The sequence below is a fragment of the Vibrio sp. Hal054 genome, assembly GCF_037162405.1.
In the GTDB taxonomy this organism is placed as follows: Bacteria; Pseudomonadota; Gammaproteobacteria; order Enterobacterales; family Vibrionaceae; genus Vibrio; species Vibrio diazotrophicus.
The window spans coordinates 846,397-869,327 of record NZ_JARLUT010000002.1 but is presented as its reverse complement, the minus strand read 5'-3'; the positions used below and the strand labels follow the sequence as shown (position 1 = coordinate 869,327).

Here is a 22,931-nt window from a genome sequence, read left to right as displayed (position 1 = left end):
TGTTGATTGGCTACTGAAGGCTAAACTTGCGCTATAAACAATACTTCTAAAAAGGCACTTTTGTGCCTTTTTACTATTCTTTACTCGCTCAATAATGACTTTTTGTTAAGAAAGCCTTAATCTGTGCCTCTTTTTAAATGATTTACACAGGTAAGGTTGTGCTTTCAAAATCTGTTATTTTGCGATTTTCAGAGCTTTCAAAAAGAAAGAAAGCCTTTGCATTAGGGTTACCTATTGTAGCTGCTGCAGCCATCTTGTTATCGTCAAATCCTGAGTCAAATCAGCGACGTATTGCTTTATCTATCCAAGAATCAGACGTAGTAGAATCGATTTTTGGCGAGACAAAGCAAGAGAGTTTGCCACTTCCTGATTACGAATATGTAATCAAATCCGGTGATAATTTAAGTAGCATCTTTAATCAGCTTGGTTTTTCCTACCAAGAGCTGATGAAGATAATGGAAACCGACTTAAACTATCTGGCCCTGGATACACTGAAGCCTGGCAACATACTGCGTTTCTGGTCAGGCGATAACAAACGAACTCTGGCGAAGATGGAGTTAGAGTTTAGTTTGGTTGAGCGAGCGGTTTATTCGCGTGTTGAAGATGGAAGTTTTGAATATAAGGACGTAACTTTACCTAGCCGATGGAAAGAGTTTGCTCTTGTCGGTGAAATTCAGGGTAGTTTTTCACAGTCTGCAAATAAAGTTGGTTTGGGCAGTGCTGAGATCGATCAAATTGTCGCGTTGTTGAAGGATAAAGTGAATTTTGGCCGAGATTTACGTGCTGGTGACCAGTTTGAAGTGGTGCAATCTCGTCAGTATGTCGGTGAAAAACTGACAGGCAACCGAGAAATTCAAGCGATTAAAATTTATAGCCGTAATAGTGAAGTTTCTGCGTATTTATACAAAGATGGTCAGTATTACGACAAAGATGGCAACAGTCTTCAACGTGCTTTTCAACGTTATCCAACAAAAACACATTGGAGAATGTCATCAGGCTTCGATCCTAATCGTCATCACCCTGTTACTGGACAGTATGCACCGCACAATGGTACGGATTTCGCGACTCCGATAGGTACACCAATCCTGTCAACCGGTGACGGTGAAGTGATCATGACTCGTAACCATCCGTATGCGGGTAACTATGTTGTGATTAAACATGACAACACCTATAGCACTCGTTATTTGCATTTGAGCAAGATACTGGTGCGTAAAGGACAGAAAGTAACTCGAGGCCAACGCATTGGTTTGTCGGGTAAATCAGGGCGTGTAACTGGTCCGCATTTGCACTATGAATTGATCGTCCGTGGTCGTCCGGTTGATGCAATGAAAGCGAATATCCCAATGGCAACTTCGGTGCCGAAAAAGGAGATGTCCGTGTTCCTTGCTCGACGTGATCAGCTCGATAAAATTCTCGACTCGAAAGAGAGCATGCTTGCTTCAAATACCAAAGACGTTCCTCAAGAAGGTTAGTCGTTGGTTCATTAATGTTTCAAGAGCCCTATCGTTTGATGGGGCTTTTTTATGTTTTAACTATCTATGTTTTAAAGATGTACGTGAAGATGCGTTGCCTGCCGCTTTACGTATATAATCCGCCGCGTACTTTATTGAGGAGAGATTTTATGCAGCAAAACGAATTTGAAGCTTTAGTAAAAGGCTTATGTGAGAAAGAGAACCTGCCTCAGGCTCTGGAGCTGCTAAAAGCGAGCGAAGATAAAGAGGTTGCGGAAGCGGCTCAGTCGTTAACAGGTCAGTTTGCATTAGCAGAAGTTGATGGTGAACAGCGCATCTATCACGTCTTTTTGCAGCAGGATGAACAAGGCGAAGAGCAAGAGTTTGTCGAGCACATTATGAATGAAGGTGATGATGTGATTAAGTTTGTCGCTTGGTTCTTTGATATCCATTTTGATGTTAAACATAAAGATACCTACCAAGCGGCTGGCAAAACTTATAAGCAGCCTAAAAGAAGCTAACTGAGTTTTCGCTGATACCTATGAATTTTCAATTAGCATCAGCCTATATGGTGGCGGGTGAAATGGTTGTAAAGCAAGTGATGAAAGACACGCTTTACGGAAAAGCTAAAGCGAAGAAATCATCGCGTATAAAGATGTTTGTTAAGAAAATCTTTCAGTAATTAAAAAGCCCTGAGGTTAATAGTCTCAGGGCTTTTACTTATTCGATTGAAGATGGTTTTAGCCAATCTCTTTGCGATGAATCGGATGAACATTTTCGCCGTTCGATAGGCTTTCTTGGTTCAAATCTCGTTGCGCTAACCATGTTTCTAAATCGCTGCATCCACCGATGTAGTTGCCTTCAATCCATATTTGCGGAACCGTCACGGGCGTTTTTTCTCCGATAATGGCTTTCACCTCGGGAATCATTCTGTACAGCGCCGCGCTGTCTTTTACCACATCATGGTACTGGTAATTGATGCCAGATTTGTCCAGCAACTGTTTTGCTTTGGCGCAGTAAGGGCAGGTTTCTTTACCAAACACGATATTGCCCTTCAACGAGTCACGCTTTGTCCATTCTTTAATCGCAGCTTGTACCAGCAGACCTCGGTTTAGGGCTTCTCCTTGGCTCACGACTTGTCCTTCAAGGATAACAATTGGCGCGTGCCAAGCTCCGTGCTTCAAAGGTTCCCACCAATGCGATAGCCAGTCTTTCACTTCTAATTCAACAGGAACGTCTACGAGTTCGTTTTTAAACGTATCGAGAAGTATGTCTTTTGTCAGTGTGCATTCACCGCACGGAATGTTCACTTTAAATGGGCCGAAGCTGCCTGCCCATCGATATAAAGTTATTTTAATTGGCTTTGTCATGGCTGATAGATACCCAGTTAACTTTCGCTTGATCACTTACAACATAAGAACGAACTCAGGCGGTTTTTATTTCAACGTGGCTCTTTTTTGCTTCCCACTGAGTAATGAAGGCGACAGACAAGATGATAATGATTGCCCCAAGCCATAGTCTACCCGGTGGAACCCAACCGAAAACCATCCAGCCAGCAAGAACATTCAACGGCAGTTTTGCATGGTCGAAAGGCTGTACGAAGGACGCATCCGCTACAGAGTATGCTTTAACTATCGACCACTGAGCTAAGGCTGTCATCGCGCCAGCAGCAATAAGTAATACCCATAACGTGCCGCCGACAGGTGTTTGCCATTCAGGAATAGCCAAAAGCAGGTTAAACGGTGTAATCAGCAGCAACAGGTAAACAACCATAGTGGACGGGTTATCGACGGAAGAGAGTTTCTTTACCATCAGTGAATAACATGCCCAGAAAAACGCAGCGCCAACAGGAAGCAGTGTTGCCCAGCTAAAGTCTTCAGCCCACGGTTCAAGAATGATCATTGCGCCGATAAAGCCAGTCAGCGTTGCTCCCCAACGAGCGAATCCCACTTTTTCTTTCAGAATTAAGCCAGAACCTACGGTGGCAAATAGTGGAGAAGTCATCAGCAAAGCAATGCCTTGCCAGATAGGCACAGGGTAGGCGAGTGCCCATAACCATAACTGAATACCGATTACGGCTAGGAAAACACGAAATACGTGCCAACCAAAATGTTGGGTACGTAAAGATCGGCGAATGCCCAGCGTTTTGAGATAGGGAAGGATAACCACAATAGCGACTGCGTATTGAATCAAAGCCACCGTAGTTGAAGTAAGCCCGAACTTGATGGTCGCAATTTGCGTCACGCTGTTCACAACAGCAAAAGCTAACCCCGCTGTTAACATCCAAAAAGCGCCATGGATTGGCTGGTGTTTTCCGTTCATTTGAAATGCTTATACAAAGTAGATAATAGGGTGAATCATACGTTCTATTTATAGTGAAACCAATGTCGATTATCTGTTGAAGCTGTTCAGAATCTTTGAGGTAAGTTACAGATAAAAAAAGACCTCCTAGAAGGAGGTCGAAAGAACATGAAGTGACCAGTGATTTCTGCCTTATCACTGAAAAGAAGCACAAACGCTGCCTGCATTTGTATTTTCTATAAAGCATTTACTGTGCCAACAATTATTTTTCTTAATTTACAATAGGTTATGAAAATGTTGCGTGTTTGTACAATAACGTCATGTGCATCTTCATGGCGCACAACGCTGTGATGTGGTGCAAAAAAAAGACCAAACGAATGTTTGGTCAAAAGGATTTATCTTGGGAGTATTTAAACCAAGCAAACATTGTGAGTGACAAATACATAGAGTATCTGACCCAATTTCTTTGCTGCGTCTAAAGGTAGACTGATTACGTGACGGTTTGATTTCAACTTGTTGTCATTATTGTGACTTGCAAAACAAGCTCGCACTTGGCGAGCTTGTTGAATACACATGCTAAAAATTAAGCGATTTTTACGCCATTCGCTGTCAGACCAACTGCGATATTGCCACGAGTTGCGTTTGAGTAAGGACATACTTGGTGAGCCGTTTTCACTAGTTCAACCGCTTGCGCTTCTTCAAGATCTAACTGAACATCTAGGCTAACAGTTAGAGCGAAACCACCAGTTTCGTTAGGACCAATGCCCACTTCAGCGGTTACTGGTGCGGATTTAAGCGCAACTTTTGCTTCGCGAGCAACATGAAGAATCGCGTTTGAGAAACATGCTGAGTAGCCTGCTGCAAATAGTTGCTCTGGGTTTGTCGCTGTACCGTTACCGCCCATTTCTTTTGGGTAGCTCAAGTCTACAGACAGTAAACCGTCATCTGTTGAAACTTTACCGTTACGGCCTGCTAGTGCTGTTGCTTTAGTTGTGTAGATAGTCGCCATGTTTATCACCTTAATATATGTTGTGTGCAATCTAATTGTTTGCAATATTAAATCGATCTTTAGGTCGAATGCAAGTATATTGTGCACAATTTATTTTTGAGAGAGAGAAACATGAGTCATTGTGGAACAGGCAAGAATACGGATTCACTTGCTACAGAAGAGCTACTACTGCTTGATAAACAGGTGTGTTTTCCTTTGTATAGCGCAGCCAACGCCGTGATTCGTGCGTATCGACCATTGCTTGATGCTCTCGATCTTACCTATGCGCAATACTTAGTGATGATGGTACTGTGGGAGACAAACGGTATTAACGTAAAAATTCTTGGCGAGCGATTGCACCTCGATTCAGGAACATTGACTCCGTTGTTAAAGCGTCTCGAAAACAAAGGTATTGTGATGCGCAAACGTGGTCAGTCTGACGAACGTGTGCGAGAGCTTTTCCTAACGGATGAAGGTTTTGCACTAAAGCAAAAAGCATTATCAGTACCCAACGCTATGCTATGTAAGTTTGACCTTGAATTGGATGACCTGATTTCGTTAAAAACACTTTGCGAAAAGGTCATTGCGAAGTTGTCCTGAACTTGGAAAATCGGGTCAAAGATCTTAGTTCTAGTAACAGATCCATCAATTTAGTTGTTGAATTGTATGGATAAGATAAAATTTGTGCTCATTCAATGTTCAAGGAAGAAAAATGAACTCGGTTCGATTAGATGAGCAACTGATTTACCCGTCAAAAGTGGTGTGTGTTGGACGTAATTATGTTGAGCATATTAAAGAGTTAAATAATGCCATTCCTGATCAAATGGTGGTGTTTAACAAGCCCAACAGCAGCGTAACCTCGATACTGAACGCTTTCCATCAGGAGACTCTACATTACGAAACAGAGATCTGTTTCATGATTAAAGATGGTAAGTATGCTGCGGTTGGTTTGGGTTTGGACCTCACCAAGCGTGAACAGCAATCTGTATTGAAAAAACAAGGTCTACCTTGGGAACGTGCAAAGGCTTTTGATGGATCAGCAGTGTTCAGCCGTTTTATACCGCTAGAAGGGATTGATATTGCTTCTCTGCATCTGGAGCTACTGATCAACTGCGTTCGAGTACAGGCGGGTGGTGTTGAACAAATGATGTTCAAACCCAATGTCATTTTGCAGGAATTAAAGTCTTACACCACTTTGTTTGATGGCGACATCATCATGACAGGCACTCCACAAGGTGTGGGAGAAGTTCATCGCGGCGATGTTTTCCTAGGTCGTCTAAAAAGCGGCGATACCACACTTATCGAGATTGAATGGCCGGCTGAATAATCGGCAATTCTTTCCCTTCTTACCTGTCATCCATATTGGGTGATGTGAGAAGGGAAAACTGATTTCGTTTTCCCTTTTCTTGTTTATCCCCAAACAACCAAGTTAAGCACCAGAAATACCGCCATACTCACCACAGTAGTGAGCAGTACGTTCTTCGTTTTCCAAGCAATAATGCCAGCCAGAACCGCAGCCCAAAGATAGGGGTTGCTGACTGAGGTATTAAGCTGACTGTCGTGCGTAAAAACGATCGGTGCCCAAATTGCCGTTAATACCGCTGGGCTGGAATAGCTGAGTAGCTTCTGCACGCCCGGGCTAAGTCTTAGTGGCAGTCTGGGTTCAAGAAATAAATACCGACTGAGGAACACCAAACAAGTCATGGCCAAGATGGAGAGAATGATCATGCTTTATCTCCCGTTTCTTTGTTGCTTGGCGTCTTTTTCGTTAAGGTTAGTTCGCTGAAATATCCTGCTAACATAGCGCCAACGCTGGCATACATTAAGCTGCCGTTTACATTAAAGATTGTCAGAGTGACAGACAGTATTAACGCGGTAATTACGGAAATAAGAATCGGAATGCTCTTAACGTTTGGGATAACAATTGCAATAAAAGTCGCTGCAACTGCAAACTCTAAACCAATAGAATTGAGCGACGGAATGTAACTTCCCGCGACAATGCCGACCAAAGTGGCTAAGTTCCAGATTAGATAGAAACTAAAACCAGCACCCAACGCATACCAGCGGTTAAACTGTTTTTCACTTTGTTGACCACATAATGCAAACAGTTCATCAGTAAGCAGAAACCCGAGAATCACACGCCAACGGGTAGGTAGTGGGCTGATTTTTCCTCTCATCGAGACGCTATAAAGAAAGTGCCGCGAAGTGATGAAGAAGGTGGTGATCAGCATGGTCATTAAGCCTGCGCCCGCTTTTATCATACCTGTTGCGACTAATTGAGCAGAACCCGCAAATAAGATTGCCGACAACGCTTGGCTTTCAAAGGGGTTAAGCCCAGCCTCAATTGCAAAGGAACCCGCGAGCAAACCCCAAGGAAGAACCGCGACACTGAGAGGCAGCATGGCAACTGTGCCTTGCCAAAAAAGCCGTGGTTTGGAGCCTACAGTGTGGTGCGGCATCGCCGTACTATTCATAAATCGTCCTTAATATCATGGTTCCCCTTATTTATTTGAGTAAGTTGGGGAACCGTTACAATCCATCTTATTGGTTAATGATCATTCGTCGAACAGAGGTGCTTCTTTTGGCTCAATCATGAGTGTGCGAGTCGGGTAAGCGATATCCGCACCATTTTGATGAATGATATCCATCACTTTCAGCATCACGTCCTGTTTCACTTCGTGATAGCGAACCCAGTTAATGGTTTCTGTGAAGGTATAGATAAAGAAATCGAGGGATGAAGCACCAAATGCGTTGAAATTAACAATCAAGGTTTGTTGCGCATCGATATCTTCGTGGTTTTCTAACATTTCACGAACTTGAGCCACAATCGTTGCCATCTTATCGGCATCTTGATAACGCAAACCTATGGTTTCATAGATGCGGCGGTTCTTCATGCGTGACGGGTTTTCAACAATAATGTTGCTGAATACAGAGTTCGGTACATAAAGTGGTCGTTTGTCGAATGTGCGTATGATGGTCATACGCCAACCAATACGCTCAACAGTGCCTTCAATTTCGCGGTCTGGAGAGCGAATCCATTCTCCTACTTTGAAAGGGCGATCGAAGTAAATCATCAACCCGCCAAAGAAATTCGAAAGCAGATCTTTGGCCGCAAGACCGACGATCAAACCACCGACACCACCAAAGGTCAGCAAGCCTCGCAAACTTACCCCCAGTGTTTGCATCACCGTGAGTAAACCTATCGTTAAGATGATGAGACGGGCCACTTTACTCGCGGCTTGTATGGTTGTTTCATCACGGCTCTTGTCTTGAAGGAGGTATTGCTCGATATTGATGGCTAAGCGAATCAGAATCCAAATGAAGACAGCCGCAAGCATGAGCTTTTTACTTGTTGCTAACCAACTGAATTTGCTTTGAATGTTATCATCCAGCAGCAATCCAAGAGATATGGTTGCAGGCCAACACCAAATCAAAGTACTGATTGGGGTTTTTAAGGCATGTAGTATTAGGTCGTCCCAGTGAAACTTGGTTTTTTCACTGATATTGGATAAGTGGTTATAAACGAATCGCCAAATCACCCAAGCAATTAAACTTGCTAACGTGATGAAAATTACGCTGTTATCCCAGCCTTTGAGGTACTGAGAAGTTTGAAGCTGTGTTAATAATTCGTTCATAACTATCCAAATTTGATGTCATTTTTCTCATCTAAATTAACAGAAAGTGGGTTTGTTCTCTAGATTATGTGAGTTAAGTGGCGAATTTTTAAAGGCATTCTATGCTAACTAAAAAGTCGTCCAATAGTATTCAACAAGTTTGGTAATGGTTTAATTTGTTTGGTTAGCGCCAATAGCGCAGAGTAACCCTTTGAGTCAGTAAGGCCATAAAATGAAAATTCGTGATAAGCAATTTGCCGTTATCGGCTTAGGGCGTTTTGGTTTATCGGTTTGCCAAGAGTTGGCAGACGCTGGTGCACAAGTGCTGGCTGTTGATGTAAATGAAGACAAAGTCAAAGCTGCAACGCAGTTTGTCACTCAAGCGGTTGTCGCTAACTGTACGCTTGAAGATACCGCGGAAGAGTTAAAGCTCAGTGACTACGACATGGTGATGATTTCAATCGGTGAGGATGTGAATGCATCGATTCTTACCACGCTTGTGATGAAAGAGTCGGGTGTGAAGTCTGTTTGGGTAAAAGCGAACGACAAGTTTCACGCTAAGATTCTGCAAAAAATTGGCGCTGACCACATCATTATGCCCGAGCGCGATATGGGTGTTCGCGTAGCTCGCAAGATGCTGGATAAGCGAGTCTTGGAATTTCAGGAGTTAGGCAGCAATCTTGCCATGACCGAAGTGGTGATTGGTTCTCGCTTGATGGGCAAAACTCTAGGGCAACTGAGTTTGTGTCAAAATGATGAGATTCAGGTTCTAGGCTTTAAACGTGGCCCAGAAATCATCAAAAATCCTGATCTTGATAAAGTGATGGAAATTGGGGACATGTTAATTGTCGCCGGCCCTAAAGACGTATTAATGGCTAAGTTGAAATCTTTATGAGTCTATTTCGCAGCGGTGTTTTCTATCCTCTAGATAAAAAACATAATGAAAAGAAAAGTTCTGAGCCGAAGATTATCTTGCTCAGCTTCCTTTGGGTTCTGATACCTTCCGCTATTTTGCTGACTCTCCCTGTCTTTTCTGTTTCCGGCTTAAGCTTTGCCGATGCGCTGTTCACCGCAACTTCGGCAATCAGTGTGACCGGTCTTGGTGTGGTTGATACAGGGCAACACTTTACCTTAGCGGGCAAAATTCTATTGATGGCGTTAATGCAAGTTGGTGGGCTGGGGCAGATGACTCTGTCTGCGGTACTTCTGTATCTATTCGGTGTGCGCCTGAGCTTGTACCAACAGGCGTTGGCGAAAGATGCACTGGGCCAAGACCGAGCGATTAACCTGCGCAGACTGGTCACCAGAATCATCACTTTTGCTTTAATCGCAGAATTTATCGGGTTTGTGATTCTATCGTTTCGCTGGGTTCCCGAGTTAGGGTGGTCAACAGGGCTGTTTTACGCGCTTTTTCATGCCATATCAGCGTTTAATAACGCCGGTTTCTCCTTGTTTTCGGACAGCATGATGGGCTATGTGGGCGATCCTTTAGTAATTATTACTCTTGCCAGTTTATTTATCTTTGGCGGGTTGGGATTCACCGTTGTTGGTGATGTCTGGACGAATTGGCGTAAAGGCTTACATCGACTGAGTTTGCATACCAAAATAATGCTAACTGCAACGCCGACCTTGTTGTTTATAGGCACCGTGTTGTTCTGGTTGTTAGAACGGCACAATCCAAACACCATGCAAAATCTGGATTTAGAATCGCAATGGTTAGCGGCTTTTTTCCAGTCTGCAACCGCTCGAACCGCAGGTTTTAACAGTGTCGATTTAGCTCAATATACTCGTCCGGCATTGCTGGTGATGATCATTTTGATGCTTATTGGTGCGGGTTCCACATCAACGGGAGGCGGGATTAAAGTCTCGACTTTTGCTGTAGCGTTTGTCGCTACGTGGTCGTTTTTACGTCAGAAGAGACATGTAGTGATGTTCCGACGTACAGTTAACTGGCCAACGGTAACTAAGGCATTAGCGATTATTGTTGTCAGTGGTGCTTTGCTAACGATCGCTATGTTTCTGCTTATGATTACCGAAAAAAACGCCAGTTTTGATCATATCTTGTTTGAAACGATTTCAGCTTTTGCCACCGTCGGGCTTTCAACAGGGTTAACGGCTGAACTTTCTGAAGCGGGTAAATACATTATGGTGGTAGTGATGATCATTGGTCGTATCGGGCCGCTAACATTGGCGTATATGCTTGCGACACCACAGCCAACGCTGTTGAAATATCCGGAAGATACAGTGCTGACTGGTTAGTTCTGATCGAAGTGACTGGTGATTGCGCTGCGTCGCGTTTCCGCTGCACTTTCTGAATCAACGGTATCTTCAAAGCCTTGTTTAATAAAACGTTGGATTGGAGATGCCGGCTGAATTCGCTTTAATTGTGGCGAGTTCTCTGTTCCGGCCAACGCATAAACAGAACGGCCTTGCCCAGTTTCTATCTTGATGTTCTTACCATCATATTCAAAACTTGTGCTGATTAAGCGGTGATTGCGAAACACACCTTGGTCACTCAATGTGAGTACTTCAGTACGATAGCCTGGTGCGTTAATTTCAATCCAAGAGCCATATACTTGGGATGGGTTGGTATAAGCTTGGTAGCCAAAGTAAATGAGTGCCCCACACAGCAAAGCTGCGACGCCTAAGGTAGTGGCAAATACTGACTTAAATAATGCTTCTTTTGACATATGATTCTTAGGATCAACCGATCCTTACGACTCCGACTGCTTGTTCATTTTGTAAGTTCATTCTTACGGCTTGCTAAAAGTACCATCAAATAGCATGAGTTTGAAAGTGTGTGAACGGATTTCGCTTTTTCACTATTGTGGTTGGCGTGTATTACAGCACAGACAATAACCAAAAGTCACAACGTGGGTGACCAAGTGTGACACGTGAATGCGAGCTGGGTGACGCGCTTATTTATAATTCAATAAAAATAATCTGGGTATTTTGCGTCTTGAATCAAAACAGGTAATGCGTTAAAACAATACGCTGTCGCTGGATCAACCATCAATTGATAATTTACAAGGAAGAACGATGATTAAGGAAAACACTTATTTTGAAGGCTCTGTTAAGTCTTTAGGTTTTACGCACGCAGATAAAGATGTCACTGTCGGAGTTATGTTGCCGGGAAGTTACACGTTTAGTACGGGTAACCCAGAGTGTATGACAGTGGTAAAAGGCGCTCTCACAATTAAGCGAATTGGTGACAAAGACTGGACCACTTTTGAAAGTGGTGACGCATTTGAAGTGGCAGGCAATGCTTCATTTGAAGTCAAAGTTGACACTGATACTGCTTATCTGTGCGAATACTTATAATCAGAAAAAGCCACACTAGTTAAATCACTAGTGTGGCAAAGCAAAAAGGAATGGGCAGTGGATTATTCTCTTTTTGTTTGGGCGCTCGTTGCTTACAACACAAATTGCGGTAACCAACGAGCCATCGAAAAACCAAAGCGGTCTTTCAAATTGAATCATTAATAGGTTTGGAATAAGCCTGAGTTGTAATCATTAATCGCTTGTTCAATTTCTTGAATTGAGTTCATTACAAATGGGCCATAGTGAACCACAGGTTCATTGATTGGTTCGCCGCTGAAAATCAACACACCACTCGTATCGTTCGCCGTCATAGAAAATGATTCCCCGCTAGACAGTAACGCAAACTCGCCTTGCATTAGAACTCGTTCACCGACTTTAATACTGCCTTTGTAGGCGTAAAGCATAACATTGTGATGCTTAGGTGTTTGCAGTGTAACTGCACTGCCAGCATTTGTTTGCCAATCAGCAACCGTAGCTGGTACACCCGTTCTGGTCAGTGGGCCTTGCAAATCGGTACCGTTAGCGGTGATATCACCTGCTAATACTCGCAATAAACCTAATTCTTCATCTCTGAATTCTGTAATGGTTTCAGGTTGGAAATCATGGTATTGCGCTGGTTTCATTTTGTCGCGCGCTGGCTGATTAATCCAAATTTGGAAACCGTGTAAATCGCCATCTTGCATAATAGGCATTTCACTATGGATCACACCTTGTCCTGCTGCCATCCATTGAGCGCCACCCGAGCGAAGCGAACCTACATTACCCATATGATCTTTATGCTCAAAATGGCCTTTTAGCATATAGGTAAGTGTTTCAATTCCGCGATGTGGGTGTGGAGGAAAGCCTCCGACATAATCTTTACGTTGGTCTGATTTAAGCTCATCCACCATTAAAAACGGAGAAAAAGAGGCGTTGTTGAAACCAGCTACGCGTTTGATTTTTACGCCATCACCGTCTGAAGTTGGTTGCGCTGGAATGATTTGGCGGATTTCACGTTGTGTACTCATAATTTTTATACCGTAACTTTATAGGGTAGATGAGGTCGGTTGACCTTTTGTTTCTATGCACGAATTGTAGTAGAGGATTAAACAAAGGATGAGAGGTGTTAGTCGAGGATGTCATTCAATAATTTCGAATGAGTGTTATATGGCCTCGCACTTTTCTAGTCGGTTTCACGTTTGGTCTATACTTTGATTGTAAGTGAAATGAACGAGGAGGTTGCAATGGCAGTTCTTCCTAAACATAACGACCAGAACCCTCGCTACGACCCTGATGACGACCTTACCGTCGATCAGTTACACAGATACACTCGTGCAGCAAATAAAGCACAGAAAAAGCGAGAGGCTATAGAAGAAAGCGAAGCGCCTTCTGTAATTGAAGTTGCTCGCAGAGCGCGTTTTGCTGAACAGAGAAAAGAAGCCAAACCGAAAACGGGTAAAAGAAGCTCGCATCAATATGCGATGTTTATGGTTCTTGTTGCGCTATTGGCGCTGGGGGTTATGTATTTAACTCAGTAGCTCTGTGTATCGGAGTGACTTTTCCATCTGGGTAGTTCAACAGCTGTGTTTGATAGTTACCGACATTTTGGTAGTAGCAATATTGGTTTTTGCCATTGTGTTTGGCGGCATACATTGCTTTGTCAGCACAGCGGGTTAATTCTGAAAGGTTGTCTGCGTCTTGAGGGTAGAGTGCGGCACCCACGCTAATGGTTACATTACTAAGTAATTGTTTATCTTTGTATTTGCTATCAAAAAGATGGCATATCCGATACAGAATGTTATCGAGATCTTTTAGCGATTTCACATCATAAAGCAGCAATACAAACTCATCGCCAGCATATCTCGCTATAGAGAAATCAGCCTTGTTGGTTTTCCTGTCTCGTGTACGGACGTTATTCTTAATTCGGTGTGCAAAATTCTTTAGAATTTTATCGCCCATTTCATGTCCATAACTGTCGTTGATGTGTTTGAAATTATCAATATCCAGAAAGACCAATGCTGTAACTCTCCCGTCTTTGGGGATTTCTGATAGCTTCATTGTTGCCCAATTTTCAAAGCTCCAGCGATTCGCTAGACCTGTTAAATGATCTCGATAGGCAAGTTTTTCAATCCCTTCTAAGTAGAGTGAGGTGATGTAGTTTATTGCTTTGGCGTAGAAGTAGGATGAAGTGTTACATACTGCGCACATGGCAATAAGGCTGATGAAAAAGCGTTCAGCAGCTAGCATGTCACTGCTTACTAAGACAAGATGGCCGTAAATGGCGATGCCTGCCAATGTGCAGCAGGTACAACTAATGATCAATCCCACTACAAAGGTATTGATGAAGATAATCGCCGCAAGTATCGGATATACCCACAGTAGACGATTTTCTAGTTCTGCCCCATAGACAAAAACCATAAATGCCTGTGTTAACAACACTGAAGTGAGGATAACGTCGGTATATTTAGCGTCCTTTGCAATTAGCAGGTAAATCAGATTAGCTGTTGTGACGAATAGACTAGCTGCACACAGAAAACCAAAGATAAAGTTATTGTTCGTTAGATGGTGATAACCGTAAAGAGTAAAAACAATTATTGATAAGAGCGAACTTAATAATATTACTTTGTGTTTTCTGACTGAACTTATCTCCGCCATCTCCTTTAACTGATTTCCCATCAGTTTATTCATTATTAGAATCGTCCTAGATGCAAACCAACTCGGTTAAAGTCTAGGAGAAATAAATGGAAGTAAGGCCAAAAGAGTGAAAAATCTTGTGATGGCTTTCACTTTTCTAGCTAAACTTGGTTGTTTTAGCTCATGCTAAAGTTTGGGAAGGTCGCTAATCGCTGTCTAAATCTGTTTTGTACACACAGAAATGGAAAATAAAAAGTGCTTTGTTGAGCGGCAGAGTATGTGCAAAAGGCGCAATAACTTGCGCCTTGGGTTGCCAGCTCTAAACCACTGCCTTGGGCAGTGGTGATTTTTATTTTGATACCAATCCGTATGGCAGGCTGGCAAAAATTTGCGGCTGTTTTTCGATTGTTGGAATGGCGTTCACCTGTTGCCAGTCAAGTAACATAATAGCCAGAACATTGCGGTGTTCTCCGTAACTCAAATCGAAATCACCGGAAGTGGAAGGAATCATGCCTTGATCGCGATTGATGGCATCTCTGATGTGCTGTCTGGTTTTTTCTACCACTGGGTCATTGTTTAGTCCTGCGAGAAGAAAAGATATCCCAACTTCCGCAATGATATCTTCTTTGGCTTTCAACAAAATCGTATCGATGTTGTTGCGAAAATAATCGTAGATCCATTGATACTCTGCTTCGGGGACAGCATGCTGATAGTACTGTGAATCAGCAAATATAATGTGTGTCATACCGTAGAGCTTATTGCCGAACTGTTGATTGGTGAGGTGTTCATCTTCACTGTCCGGATAGGTATTGCGGAAAGCTTCAATAAACGGCGCTACAACATCCTGCTCACCCAGTTGCTTCAGCCAGTACACCTGATTGGCGAGTTGCGCTGCCCACGCTTTGATCATGCCTTGGTCTGTCACATACTTGGTAAAGTCGTAACGACGAATAATTTCACGCAGTTTCGCATCTTGTTTGTGTTTTAAGCCATATTCATCAGCGCGAGCCATAGAGCCTAGGAGGCCAACACCCAAATAGAGGTATTCAGGATTGTGTTTGGTGACGGTATAGCGCAATTTTGATCGTTCATCTGTTTCGTCTAAGTAGCCGGTAAGCTTCTTTTGACTATGCATATAGATCTGTTCCGGAGTGTGAATTTCTTCTGCATAGCGGTTTAACCGACTCGCGACTCTAGCCAGATCACTCCATATCGCCGCTTGGTATTTTTCGTTGGACGTTTGGCGATACATTCGCAGTGCATAGTGACCTTCCTTAAAAGCGGGCAATGTATAAAGCTGACTCTCATAGGTGTTTCGAATAACGTCGGCGAAATACTGGTCGCTTTTTTCTTCTTGCTGAGTTTGAAGTTGCGTGGTTTCCGTGCAATTGGACAAAGCAGAAAGCAGAAGTAGTGAAGCTCCGATACCAAACGCTATGTATTTCTTCCGTAATAACATGATGATTATGAAGTTGAAAAAATGATTGTCGCTAGTATTAATGGTGGCTAACTAATTTGTGTGAGCAATGAGTCAGTTGTATGTGAATTCCTAACGCAGTTTAACTGATGTGACGAAAAGTGAGATTAATACGTTCTTCTTTGGGCTTTGCTGTTTTAGGAACGCTGTGCTGCCAGTAGTGTTGAGTTTCACCCGCCATAATCAATAAAGAACCGTGTCCAAGTTCGACTTCGTATTTCTCTTTGGTGGAGAGATGACGCAAAACAAATCGGCGAGATTCACCCAAGGTAAGTGAGGCAATAACTGGATTGATGCCCAACTCAGTTTCATTATCCTGATGCCAACCCATAGAGTCTTGTCCATCGCGATATAAATTAGCCAGCACAGAGTTGAAATTAAGTTTAGCGACGGCTTCACAACGAGATTTCAGTTCCAGCAGGGTAGGTGTCCATGGTTGAGGCTGCATAGATAATCCAGAGTAGGTGTAGGATTTGTCTCCGTGCCAAGCCTGTAATCTAGGTTGCAGAACGTGTTTTCCGAACAATTGGATCTTCTCCTGCTGCCAATCCAGTTCATTTCTGAGGTTGAGAAAACTTTGGTCTGCCTGTTGTTCCGATAGAAAATTGGGTGCATAAAATAGGCGCGCATTTTGCGGCTCTATCCAATTGTTGTCACTTTCGTTTAAGGGAAACAACGCAAATTCCATAAGTTATATCCATAATATTATTATTAAGATGTACGATTATTTGGCTTGGGATTGGTCAAACAGTATTACATTTAAAAAGCTCGTCGTCGTATCTACGTGCGACATAATAATACTGTAGTTTTAATCACTGCACAGTTGAAGGAACGTTGCATGGGAGCTATCTCAGGCAAGCTATGGATAGTTAGAACGCTACTACTGACTTTTCTTTTGATTTTTGCTGGTTTGATTGAATCTTTCAATGTTAGCCAACGAAATTTCATGAGAGAAGGGCTGTACACTCGAGCTAAAGAAGAGCTGTTGTCGATTCGATTTCGTCTCGAGGCTTCTATTTTGTCCGACATATACGCTACCAATGGCCTACAGGCATTGGTCACATTGCGTCCAGATGCTGATATTGTTGATTGGCCTCAGGTCGCTGCGAGTGTGCTGCGTAAAGGGAAACACGTTCAAGTTGTGGGTTTGGCGCCCAACGATGTCATTAAGTACATTTATCCGTTAGAAGGCAATCAAGCGGCTCTTGGCTTGGATTACAGAACGGTACCGCAACAGTGGGAATCCATAAATAAAGCCAGAGAAATCCAAGATATCTTCATTTCCGGACCGGTGAATCTAGTACAAGGTGGCAAAGCCATCGTAGCTCGCGTTCCAATCTTTACCGACCCGCCAATCAATAGCGAATATTGGGGGGTATGCAGCATTGTTATTAACTGGGATTCACTTTTTTCTGAATCAGGTGTTGAGACTTTCGGCTATTCCTACAATTTTGCTATTCGTGGCATTGATAGTTCTGGAGATCAAGGTGACGTATTCTTTGGTGAATTGAGTACTTTTGATAATGCGTTTGCAACAGAAGTAGTGAACTTTCCCTACGGAAGTTGGGTGATCGCAGCTTCAGAAAAGAGAGATTTCCTTGATCAGCTCCCTTGGTATCAAAGCAATATCATTCGTTTACAAGGTTACCCTTTCTTGCTGATATTGATCATTCTGGCATTCATCATTTATCGCCTTTACACAATTGCAAATGAACGCGCCATGTTTGACGAGCTGACCAAGTTACCAAACCGCCGTTATTTTATGTTCACACTACAACACTTTTTTGAGTTGGCAGAAAAATCGAAAGGGAAGAACAGCTTTGCCATTTTGAACATTGATTTGGATAAATTTAAATCCATCAATGATAAATACGGCCACGATGCGGGAGATAAAGTTCTTATTGCTTGTTCTGAGCGAATACTATCGGCGCTTCGCGCTTCGGATATTGTATCGAGAATGGGGGAGATGAGTTCTTAATACTCCTACCGCGCATTAATCGGGTTTCAGATTTGGAGAACATCAGCAAGAGCATAGAAAAGGCGATATCTGATTCTCCAGTTATTTACGATAAAACGCTTCTAAACATTCATGCCAGCGTTGGCTATACACTCTATCAGTCCAAATTTGTTGATATTGACGACATGCTCAAAGCGGCCGATGAAGCCATGTATGCTGTCAAGAATAGATTGGTTTAATCATTCGATTCTTACATCAATTTGCGTAACGTCTTACGTTGCAAATTGCAAAATTTCGCATTATGCAATTTCGTTATGACATTGGTTGTAATGAAACGGCATGTTTTATGTACTAAATGGGTTATTTTTGGTCAAAATAAAGTTGGCACACTATCTGCATTATGTAGTGTGATCCTTTTAAGCCAAGGATCACCTAGCCAACTGACGTTGTTAGTGAATTTATTTTGTTCACACATATCTATAGCCAATCACGGGCATTGTGATTGGCTTTTTTTTATCTGTTTTTTCATGTCGGAAGAAGAGATTTCATATCAAGTCTTCGTCTGAATCAGCGCATTTGGCATAACAGCTGGGTTTTCTAGGACACACAGCACCTCGTGAACAGATTAGCCTCGCATCTCCTTCAATACCTCTCTCAATCCAGTTTATATTGAGGATACGAGCGATAGTTCTTAAATCCTTTTTAATATGTGTTGGAATAATGGTTGTACCGCCTTGGCTGACACAAGAAGACTTCAACTCTTCAGCAATGGAGTTTGCGTCACCGCCCTGTGCCGCGATTGCTGGGTTTAAATCTACTCCGGCACAGAGCACGCGTGTATTTCCTGCGGCGTCTAACACGTTGATTGACTCACAGCAGTAGATTCTTGGTTCGTCACCCACATTGAGGATAGAGATTTGCGCGGAACTCCCTTCTTGAGGCTCGGCTAGACGTCTGAATACTGCCCAGTGCTGACAAGGGTCGTGAACCTTACGCATGTTTCCCCAAGGCAGTGGAATACCATTACCGCGATAAACCGCTTTGAGTTTACCCGGACCATAAGCATCAAAGTAATGCCAGTGTGGGTAGGGAGAAACCACCGTCATGCGGCGCATCGCTACAGAAGGCGACACTCCCGCTTTCTTGTGCACATCGATTTCATAACCATTTCTATCCAGTAGCTGACGAAAAGGGACTTTCGGGCAAAGCAGTGCGCCAGCGAAAAAGCTGGATTCAAAATCACGCCATGCCTGAAGGATATCTTGAGAGTTAAGTTCAGAGCTGGACTGAGAATTAGGCTGCTCTTCCCAACGGTTTGAATGTCCGACCGACAAAACGTTTTTCAGCCCATCTTTGCTGTGCAGCACGTTATGACCGATATACACCGCTAAGTCGTATTTGAGGCGAGTCGGGTATTGTCGCAAGACTTCGTTGAGGTAAATGGTATCTGGTGGCTCAAAAAAGAGGTAACGAGTTGCTTTGCGCTCACTCCAAGTTCATCAACAACATCATGAGGTGTTCTCTTCACCCAGCGAATGTTGAGTCCTAAACTTTTGGCGATATCAAACAGGTCTTCAACCGCGAGATTAAGACGTTTCTGGCCTATCTCTTCTGCGGCTCTTTCTAAATCAGGGAAGTGGTTTTGTAGACTTTCCTGATGAGCTCGAATAAGCAAATGGGCGAACTGTTTGCCAGTTATCCCGGTTTGAGAAAGCATCTCTGGAATCGCAATCTGTAAAATATCGTTGGAAAATAAGAAGCTGGGCTCCAGAGCCATACCACTGATTCCACCTCGATTGCCTTTTTCTGGGGTGATGTCGGTTTGCTCGGGCTCATCATCAAGAAACCAAGCGGGATCTTTTTGGAAAACTTCCGCGATGACTTTCAACATTTCTACACTCGGAACACGCTTTCCCCTTTCAATCATTGAAAGGTAGGAAACCGAAGGCGCGTATTCTGAATTGATGCGAATACAGCGTGCAGAAAGATCTTCCATGGTTAAGTGGTTGCGTTTTCTCAGGTTTCTCACCTTGGTACCCAAAAAGTGAGATTGTCTAACTAAGCTTTTTGACACGGCCATTTTGTAAAATTCACATTGTAAAATTTTTGTTGTGAAATTGTATGTAAAATTGCGCTAGTCTACAAATTAACCCAGTCACAAACTTGAATAAAAATTAAACACAAGTTTGAGAAATATGAACTGGGACTATTTTTGAACAAAGACACCCAGTCGATTGGTTATCGCTAGCAAAAATAGGTAATAGCGTTGCCAAACAGGAAGGGCTTAATCCAATAAGGAAAAGACGATGAATATGCTGACATTTGATAAAACTGAAATTCAAAAACAACATAAACCATTTATCGCTGAAGCAGTGTTCGCCGTCGAAACCGTCAGTGCGCACCAATCACGAGAGAAACAAGTGAAAGCGAAACAGTTGCTTGACCGTTTGTTCCCTCTGGAAAGTGGTTCTCACCAAGACGTGACCAGCTACATGATCGATTACAACCATGTACTGGCGTACTTTAAAGATGGCCGCCATAGTGGCTTGAAGCACCCTAAACATTTTGTTGCTTATATCGGCAACAAAGAAAAACCGTGCTCAATATTGTTCCGTGATGGCAGCGGTAGCCATGTAGAAGTGACGCTAGGTTGTCATCGAGGTACGGGTTGTATTGAGCTGGTGGAGATTGAAGATATCCAATTAGAAACATGTACAACGTTTATGCAAACCGACGAGACTTCTATTCCAACTGTAGCGATGCGCCACTGGATTAGTTTGGTAAAAGGTGATGAGCGTGGTAAGCCTCAAGCGTGCAGTGAGGATAAAGAATACGTTTCGAAGTGTGGTGAAGAGTACGTATTGAGTTATAGCTTCAGTCTTTAACTCACCCAATCTCACTGTACTCTATCCAACCTGTCTTAAGCTCTGCGAGCACCTCCCGCTGTAACTCGGGAGGTTTTTTTTGACTTAATGAATGGTTGTCTTTTTAGAAAGGCATGACTCGGTTTCTACCCATTTTTTTCGCTTCATAAAGCTTTCTGTCTGCACGCTCAACCAGTGTTTCAGACGTGTCCTTGGGCATTTTTTCTGCAACACCAAAAGAGGCGGTAATACTATTTACTTGCTCGCTTGTGCGGCGATCTTTCACGTTGAGCCTTTCAATCGATGTTCGAAGCATTTCAGCGAACTGACGCGCTACGCGCAAAGATTTGTGTGGAACCAGTAACGCGAACTCTTCGCCACCGTAGCGATAGGCCGTAATGCCACCCTGACAACTGGTTTGCAGCCGTTTTGCAATTGCGCGAATCACAGTATCGCCGAACAGATGACCATATTCATCGTTGAATACTTTGAAATGATCAATATCCAAAAAGATAAGACTGAGTGCCTGTTCAGACTGCATCAATGACGCCAAATCATCATCGAATGCTCGGCGGTTATATAAACCGGAAAGGCTATCAAACAAAGCCGCTTTGTGTACTTGAGCTAACTGTGATTTCAAACGAGAAATCTCTTGGCTAGCGCTGTTTAGCTGTTTATTGAGGAAGCGTGTCGAATGACGAATATCTTCGGATTCATTGACCAATTGACGAATAACGCCCATGACTTCATCAATGGAAAGGTTCTCGTTTTGCATTTTTTCTAAGTTAGAAAAACTTTTATCGATGACTTGCGAAAAAGCGCTCGCATCGGACAAGGTATCATCCATTGAGCTAGAAATTTCATGTACCAGCAATTCGACGTTTTGTCTTAGCTCGTGGATACTCGTTTCTGCTTTTGAAGCAATATAATCTTTATACAGCTGATCACCCGTGGCGGCTGGGCAAAACCCAAAACTCTCCAGAATATAATCCATTTCTTGGTTCAACTCTGGAATCGTATTATCCGCGTAGGTATACCACAAGGCGTAGTTCGATGGCGTCGCAGCGATGCGATGCTTCATCATAAGTGGTACTGCCTTTTTAAGATTAGAAGTGGCTCTTTTAAACTCGTCTTCGTTCATTTCTTAATATAAATAAATGCGTCGAAAGTAATACGCTAAGAGTAGCGGAATTCAACGCTTTGCGCTCCAAAAATAACGCCTATTTGAGCCTTTCCGCATAGAATACTTTAAGTATTTATTACTGAGGCAATGCACTTGTGTGATTGTTCATCAAATGGTTATCAAACAAGATGCAAGGCTCTGTGAATGTTTCTTAACGATTTATTTTTGTAACGCGAGTTGTGTGGCGTGACGTTTTTTCAGTAACACCACGAGTTGAGGCAACAGAGATACGATAATCATTCCGCCCATAAGACCGTATTGATGAAGTGAATACAGTTCATTCATCAGCAATCCACCACAGACAATCCCTGCAATTGGGTTAGCAATACCACCAAAGGTAAAATCGACAATCGACATACGCTGCAACAGCCACACGTACAAACTATAACTAAATGCGGTGTTAAGTAACGTTATCCAGACTAACCCACCAAGATTGGTTGTGGAGAAGGACTGTATTGCATCAACGTATGGCTGTGGATGCACGCTCGCGTGAATCAAGGCCACAATCGAGAGTGCTATGCCGCCTATGACGAGTTGCCATGTCAGAACTGTCCACCAGTCAATTTTCCCGCCCAAGGTTTTTGTCAGAGAGGAACCGTAAATAATGCATGAGATAGCCGCCAACATGGCGATCAAACCAATGGGGCTTAATGTAATGGATTTCGGGTCAAACAGCAGCCATGCGAGAAACACCAACAATGCGCCGCTAGTTAACTGAATTTTCGATGGCGCACTGCGGTTAAACATCCAATGAAATGCCATAGCAAATACCGGTACTGAGATCATCCCGACACCAGCAATAGCAGAAGGTAGCGTCAGTGCCATAACAAATATCAGGCTAAAGAAAGCCGCGATATTTACAAGGCCGATGGTAATCAAAGGCTTCCAGCTTGTTTTAGCTGGAAAAGTTGGTTTTAGAGCAAGCAAGATTAGCCCTGCAGGCAAAGCTCGCAGAGCACCGAGCAGCAGCGGAGGCCAACCTGCTAGGGTGTATTGTGTGACAGCGTATGTGGTTCCCCAAAAGAAAGCGGGAATCATGGCAAATAAAATGTTCATGTTAAGTATCTTTATATCAAGATATCAATGGGAGGAAATCTAAAACAAAAATTAGTTATTGTAAAGTATCTTTACATTGAAGTATTTTAAGGCAATGAAAAAGAGA

At 43.0% G+C, this 22,931-nt stretch carries 23 protein-coding genes and 2 pseudogenes; 11 read left to right on the top strand and 14 right to left on the bottom strand.

What is annotated here, in order from left to right; genetic code table 11:
- Positions 1–158 precede the first annotated feature (158 nt).
- From P4S58_RS19985 to P4S58_RS19975, 3 genes are all read left to right on the top strand, one after another.
- Positions 159–1,472 carry a peptidoglycan DD-metalloendopeptidase family protein gene (locus tag P4S58_RS19985; RefSeq protein ID WP_180980106.1) on the top strand — a complete coding sequence of 438 codons (1,314 nt, stop codon included), beginning with the start codon at positions 159–161 and terminating at the stop codon, positions 1,470–1,472.
- A gap of 149 nt (positions 1,473–1,621) precedes the next feature.
- Positions 1,622–1,972, top strand: a complete 351-nt coding sequence (locus P4S58_RS19980) for a hypothetical protein (protein WP_337165366.1) — start codon at positions 1,622–1,624, stop codon at positions 1,970–1,972.
- A 20-nt stretch (positions 1,973–1,992) separates the two neighbouring features.
- The gene (locus P4S58_RS19975; protein ID WP_180980107.1) at positions 1,993–2,133 is read left to right on the top strand and encodes a hypothetical protein; all 141 of its coding nucleotides are present in this window, start codon (positions 1,993–1,995) and stop codon (positions 2,131–2,133) included.
- Between the two features lie 58 nt (positions 2,134–2,191).
- Here the strand turns inward: P4S58_RS19975 and P4S58_RS19970 are convergent, their stop codons facing one another.
- The 3 genes from P4S58_RS19970 to P4S58_RS19960 form a co-directional block, all read right to left on the bottom strand.
- Complete coding sequence (locus P4S58_RS19970; protein WP_269348484.1) at positions 2,192–2,821, bottom strand: glutaredoxin family protein; 630 nt, start codon at positions 2,819–2,821, stop codon at positions 2,192–2,194.
- A 55-nt stretch (positions 2,822–2,876) separates the two neighbouring features.
- A complete protein-coding gene (locus tag P4S58_RS19965; protein ID WP_337165362.1) occupies positions 2,877–3,773 on the bottom strand; it encodes a DMT family transporter in 897 nt (298 codons plus the stop codon).
- 562 nt (positions 3,774–4,335) lie between these two features.
- A complete protein-coding gene (locus P4S58_RS19960) occupies positions 4,336–4,761 on the bottom strand; it encodes an organic hydroperoxide resistance protein (protein WP_042485518.1) in 426 nt (141 codons plus the stop codon).
- A 111-nt stretch (positions 4,762–4,872) separates the two neighbouring features.
- Here P4S58_RS19960 and P4S58_RS19955 point away from each other — a divergent pair, with 111 nt between their 5' ends.
- The gene (locus P4S58_RS19955; RefSeq protein WP_102953683.1) at positions 4,873–5,340 is read left to right on the top strand and encodes a MarR family winged helix-turn-helix transcriptional regulator; all 468 of its coding nucleotides are present in this window, start codon (positions 4,873–4,875) and stop codon (positions 5,338–5,340) included.
- 112 nt (positions 5,341–5,452) lie between these two features.
- Positions 5,453–6,067: a fumarylacetoacetate hydrolase family protein gene (locus P4S58_RS19950; RefSeq protein ID WP_337165359.1), complete on the top strand. Its 615-nt coding sequence runs from the start codon at positions 5,453–5,455 to the stop codon at positions 6,065–6,067.
- An 83-nt stretch (positions 6,068–6,150) separates the two neighbouring features.
- On the opposite strand, the gene P4S58_RS19945 is transcribed toward P4S58_RS19950, so the two are convergent.
- The 3 genes from P4S58_RS19945 to P4S58_RS19935 form a co-directional block, all read right to left on the bottom strand.
- Entirely contained in the window at positions 6,151–6,468 is a 318-nt protein-coding gene (locus P4S58_RS19945; protein WP_102941785.1) for an AzlD domain-containing protein, read from the bottom strand.
- A complete protein-coding gene (locus tag P4S58_RS19940) occupies positions 6,465–7,214 on the bottom strand; it encodes an AzlC family ABC transporter permease (RefSeq protein ID WP_337165357.1) in 750 nt (249 codons plus the stop codon). The genes P4S58_RS19945 and P4S58_RS19940 overlap by 4 nt, the downstream gene beginning before the upstream one ends.
- An 81-nt stretch (positions 7,215–7,295) precedes the next feature.
- The gene (locus P4S58_RS19935; RefSeq protein ID WP_180980059.1) at positions 7,296–8,375 is read right to left on the bottom strand and encodes a mechanosensitive ion channel domain-containing protein; all 1,080 of its coding nucleotides are present in this window, start codon (positions 8,373–8,375) and stop codon (positions 7,296–7,298) included.
- 211 nt (positions 8,376–8,586) lie between these two features.
- Between P4S58_RS19935 and P4S58_RS19930 the strand changes: the two genes are divergently transcribed.
- Both P4S58_RS19930 and P4S58_RS19925 read left to right on the top strand, forming a co-directional pair.
- Entirely contained in the window at positions 8,587–9,249 is a 663-nt protein-coding gene (locus P4S58_RS19930; protein WP_042485535.1) for a potassium channel family protein, read from the top strand.
- Positions 9,246–10,613, top strand: coding sequence for a TrkH family potassium uptake protein (locus tag P4S58_RS19925; protein WP_102962424.1), 1,368 nt, complete (start codon positions 9,246–9,248; stop codon positions 10,611–10,613). The genes P4S58_RS19930 and P4S58_RS19925 overlap by 4 nt, the downstream gene beginning before the upstream one ends.
- On the opposite strand, the gene P4S58_RS19920 is transcribed toward P4S58_RS19925, so the two are convergent.
- Positions 10,610–11,044: a DUF2850 domain-containing protein gene (locus tag P4S58_RS19920; RefSeq protein ID WP_337165353.1), complete on the bottom strand. Its 435-nt coding sequence runs from the start codon at positions 11,042–11,044 to the stop codon at positions 10,610–10,612. The genes P4S58_RS19925 and P4S58_RS19920 overlap by 4 nt on opposite strands.
- 349 nt (positions 11,045–11,393) lie before the next feature.
- Here P4S58_RS19920 and ppnP point away from each other — a divergent pair, with 349 nt between their 5' ends.
- A complete protein-coding gene (ppnP, locus tag P4S58_RS19915; protein ID WP_042485543.1) occupies positions 11,394–11,675 on the top strand; it encodes a pyrimidine/purine nucleoside phosphorylase in 282 nt (93 codons plus the stop codon).
- Positions 11,676–11,833: 158 nt separating this feature from the next.
- On the opposite strand, the gene P4S58_RS19910 is transcribed toward ppnP, so the two are convergent.
- On the bottom strand, positions 11,834–12,682 hold the full coding sequence (locus P4S58_RS19910; protein ID WP_042485544.1) for a pirin family protein: 849 nt from the start codon (positions 12,680–12,682) through the stop codon (positions 11,834–11,836).
- Positions 12,683–12,898: 216 nt separating this feature from the next.
- Between P4S58_RS19910 and P4S58_RS19905 the strand changes: the two genes are divergently transcribed.
- Positions 12,899–13,192 carry a hypothetical protein gene (locus P4S58_RS19905; RefSeq protein ID WP_042485547.1) on the top strand — a complete coding sequence of 98 codons (294 nt, stop codon included), beginning with the start codon at positions 12,899–12,901 and terminating at the stop codon, positions 13,190–13,192.
- Here P4S58_RS19905 and P4S58_RS19900 read toward each other — a convergent pair.
- From P4S58_RS19900 to P4S58_RS19890, 3 genes are all read right to left on the bottom strand, one after another.
- On the bottom strand, positions 13,173–14,342 hold the full coding sequence (locus tag P4S58_RS19900; protein WP_337165351.1) for a GGDEF domain-containing protein: 1,170 nt from the start codon (positions 14,340–14,342) through the stop codon (positions 13,173–13,175). The genes P4S58_RS19905 and P4S58_RS19900 overlap by 20 nt on opposite strands.
- 295 nt (positions 14,343–14,637) lie before the next feature.
- The gene (locus P4S58_RS19895) at positions 14,638–15,747 is read right to left on the bottom strand and encodes a DUF3541 domain-containing protein (protein WP_337165349.1); all 1,110 of its coding nucleotides are present in this window, start codon (positions 15,745–15,747) and stop codon (positions 14,638–14,640) included.
- A 100-nt stretch (positions 15,748–15,847) separates the two neighbouring features.
- Entirely contained in the window at positions 15,848–16,453 is a 606-nt protein-coding gene (locus P4S58_RS19890) for an alpha-ketoglutarate-dependent dioxygenase AlkB family protein (protein WP_337165348.1), read from the bottom strand.
- A gap of 150 nt (positions 16,454–16,603) precedes the next feature.
- Between P4S58_RS19890 and P4S58_RS19885 the strand changes: the two are divergent.
- Positions 16,604–17,961 (top strand): annotated as a pseudogene (locus P4S58_RS19885) (diguanylate cyclase).
- A gap of 306 nt (positions 17,962–18,267) precedes the next feature.
- Here the strand turns inward: P4S58_RS19885 and P4S58_RS19880 are convergent.
- Positions 18,268–19,802: pseudogene (locus tag P4S58_RS19880) on the bottom strand (DUF3612 domain-containing protein).
- A 226-nt stretch (positions 19,803–20,028) separates the two neighbouring features.
- Between P4S58_RS19880 and P4S58_RS19875 the strand changes: the two are divergent.
- Positions 20,029–20,607 carry a malate synthase gene (locus P4S58_RS19875; protein ID WP_042485562.1) on the top strand — a complete coding sequence of 193 codons (579 nt, stop codon included), beginning with the start codon at positions 20,029–20,031 and terminating at the stop codon, positions 20,605–20,607.
- 103 nt (positions 20,608–20,710) lie between these two features.
- On the opposite strand, the gene P4S58_RS19870 is transcribed toward P4S58_RS19875, so the two are convergent.
- Both P4S58_RS19870 and P4S58_RS19865 read right to left on the bottom strand, forming a co-directional pair.
- Complete coding sequence (locus P4S58_RS19870) at positions 20,711–21,727, bottom strand: GGDEF domain-containing protein (protein WP_102953670.1); 1,017 nt, start codon at positions 21,725–21,727, stop codon at positions 20,711–20,713.
- 201 nt (positions 21,728–21,928) lie between these two features.
- The gene (locus P4S58_RS19865; protein WP_337165347.1) at positions 21,929–22,825 is read right to left on the bottom strand and encodes a DMT family transporter; all 897 of its coding nucleotides are present in this window, start codon (positions 22,823–22,825) and stop codon (positions 21,929–21,931) included.
- Positions 22,826–22,931: the final 106 nt, after the last annotated feature.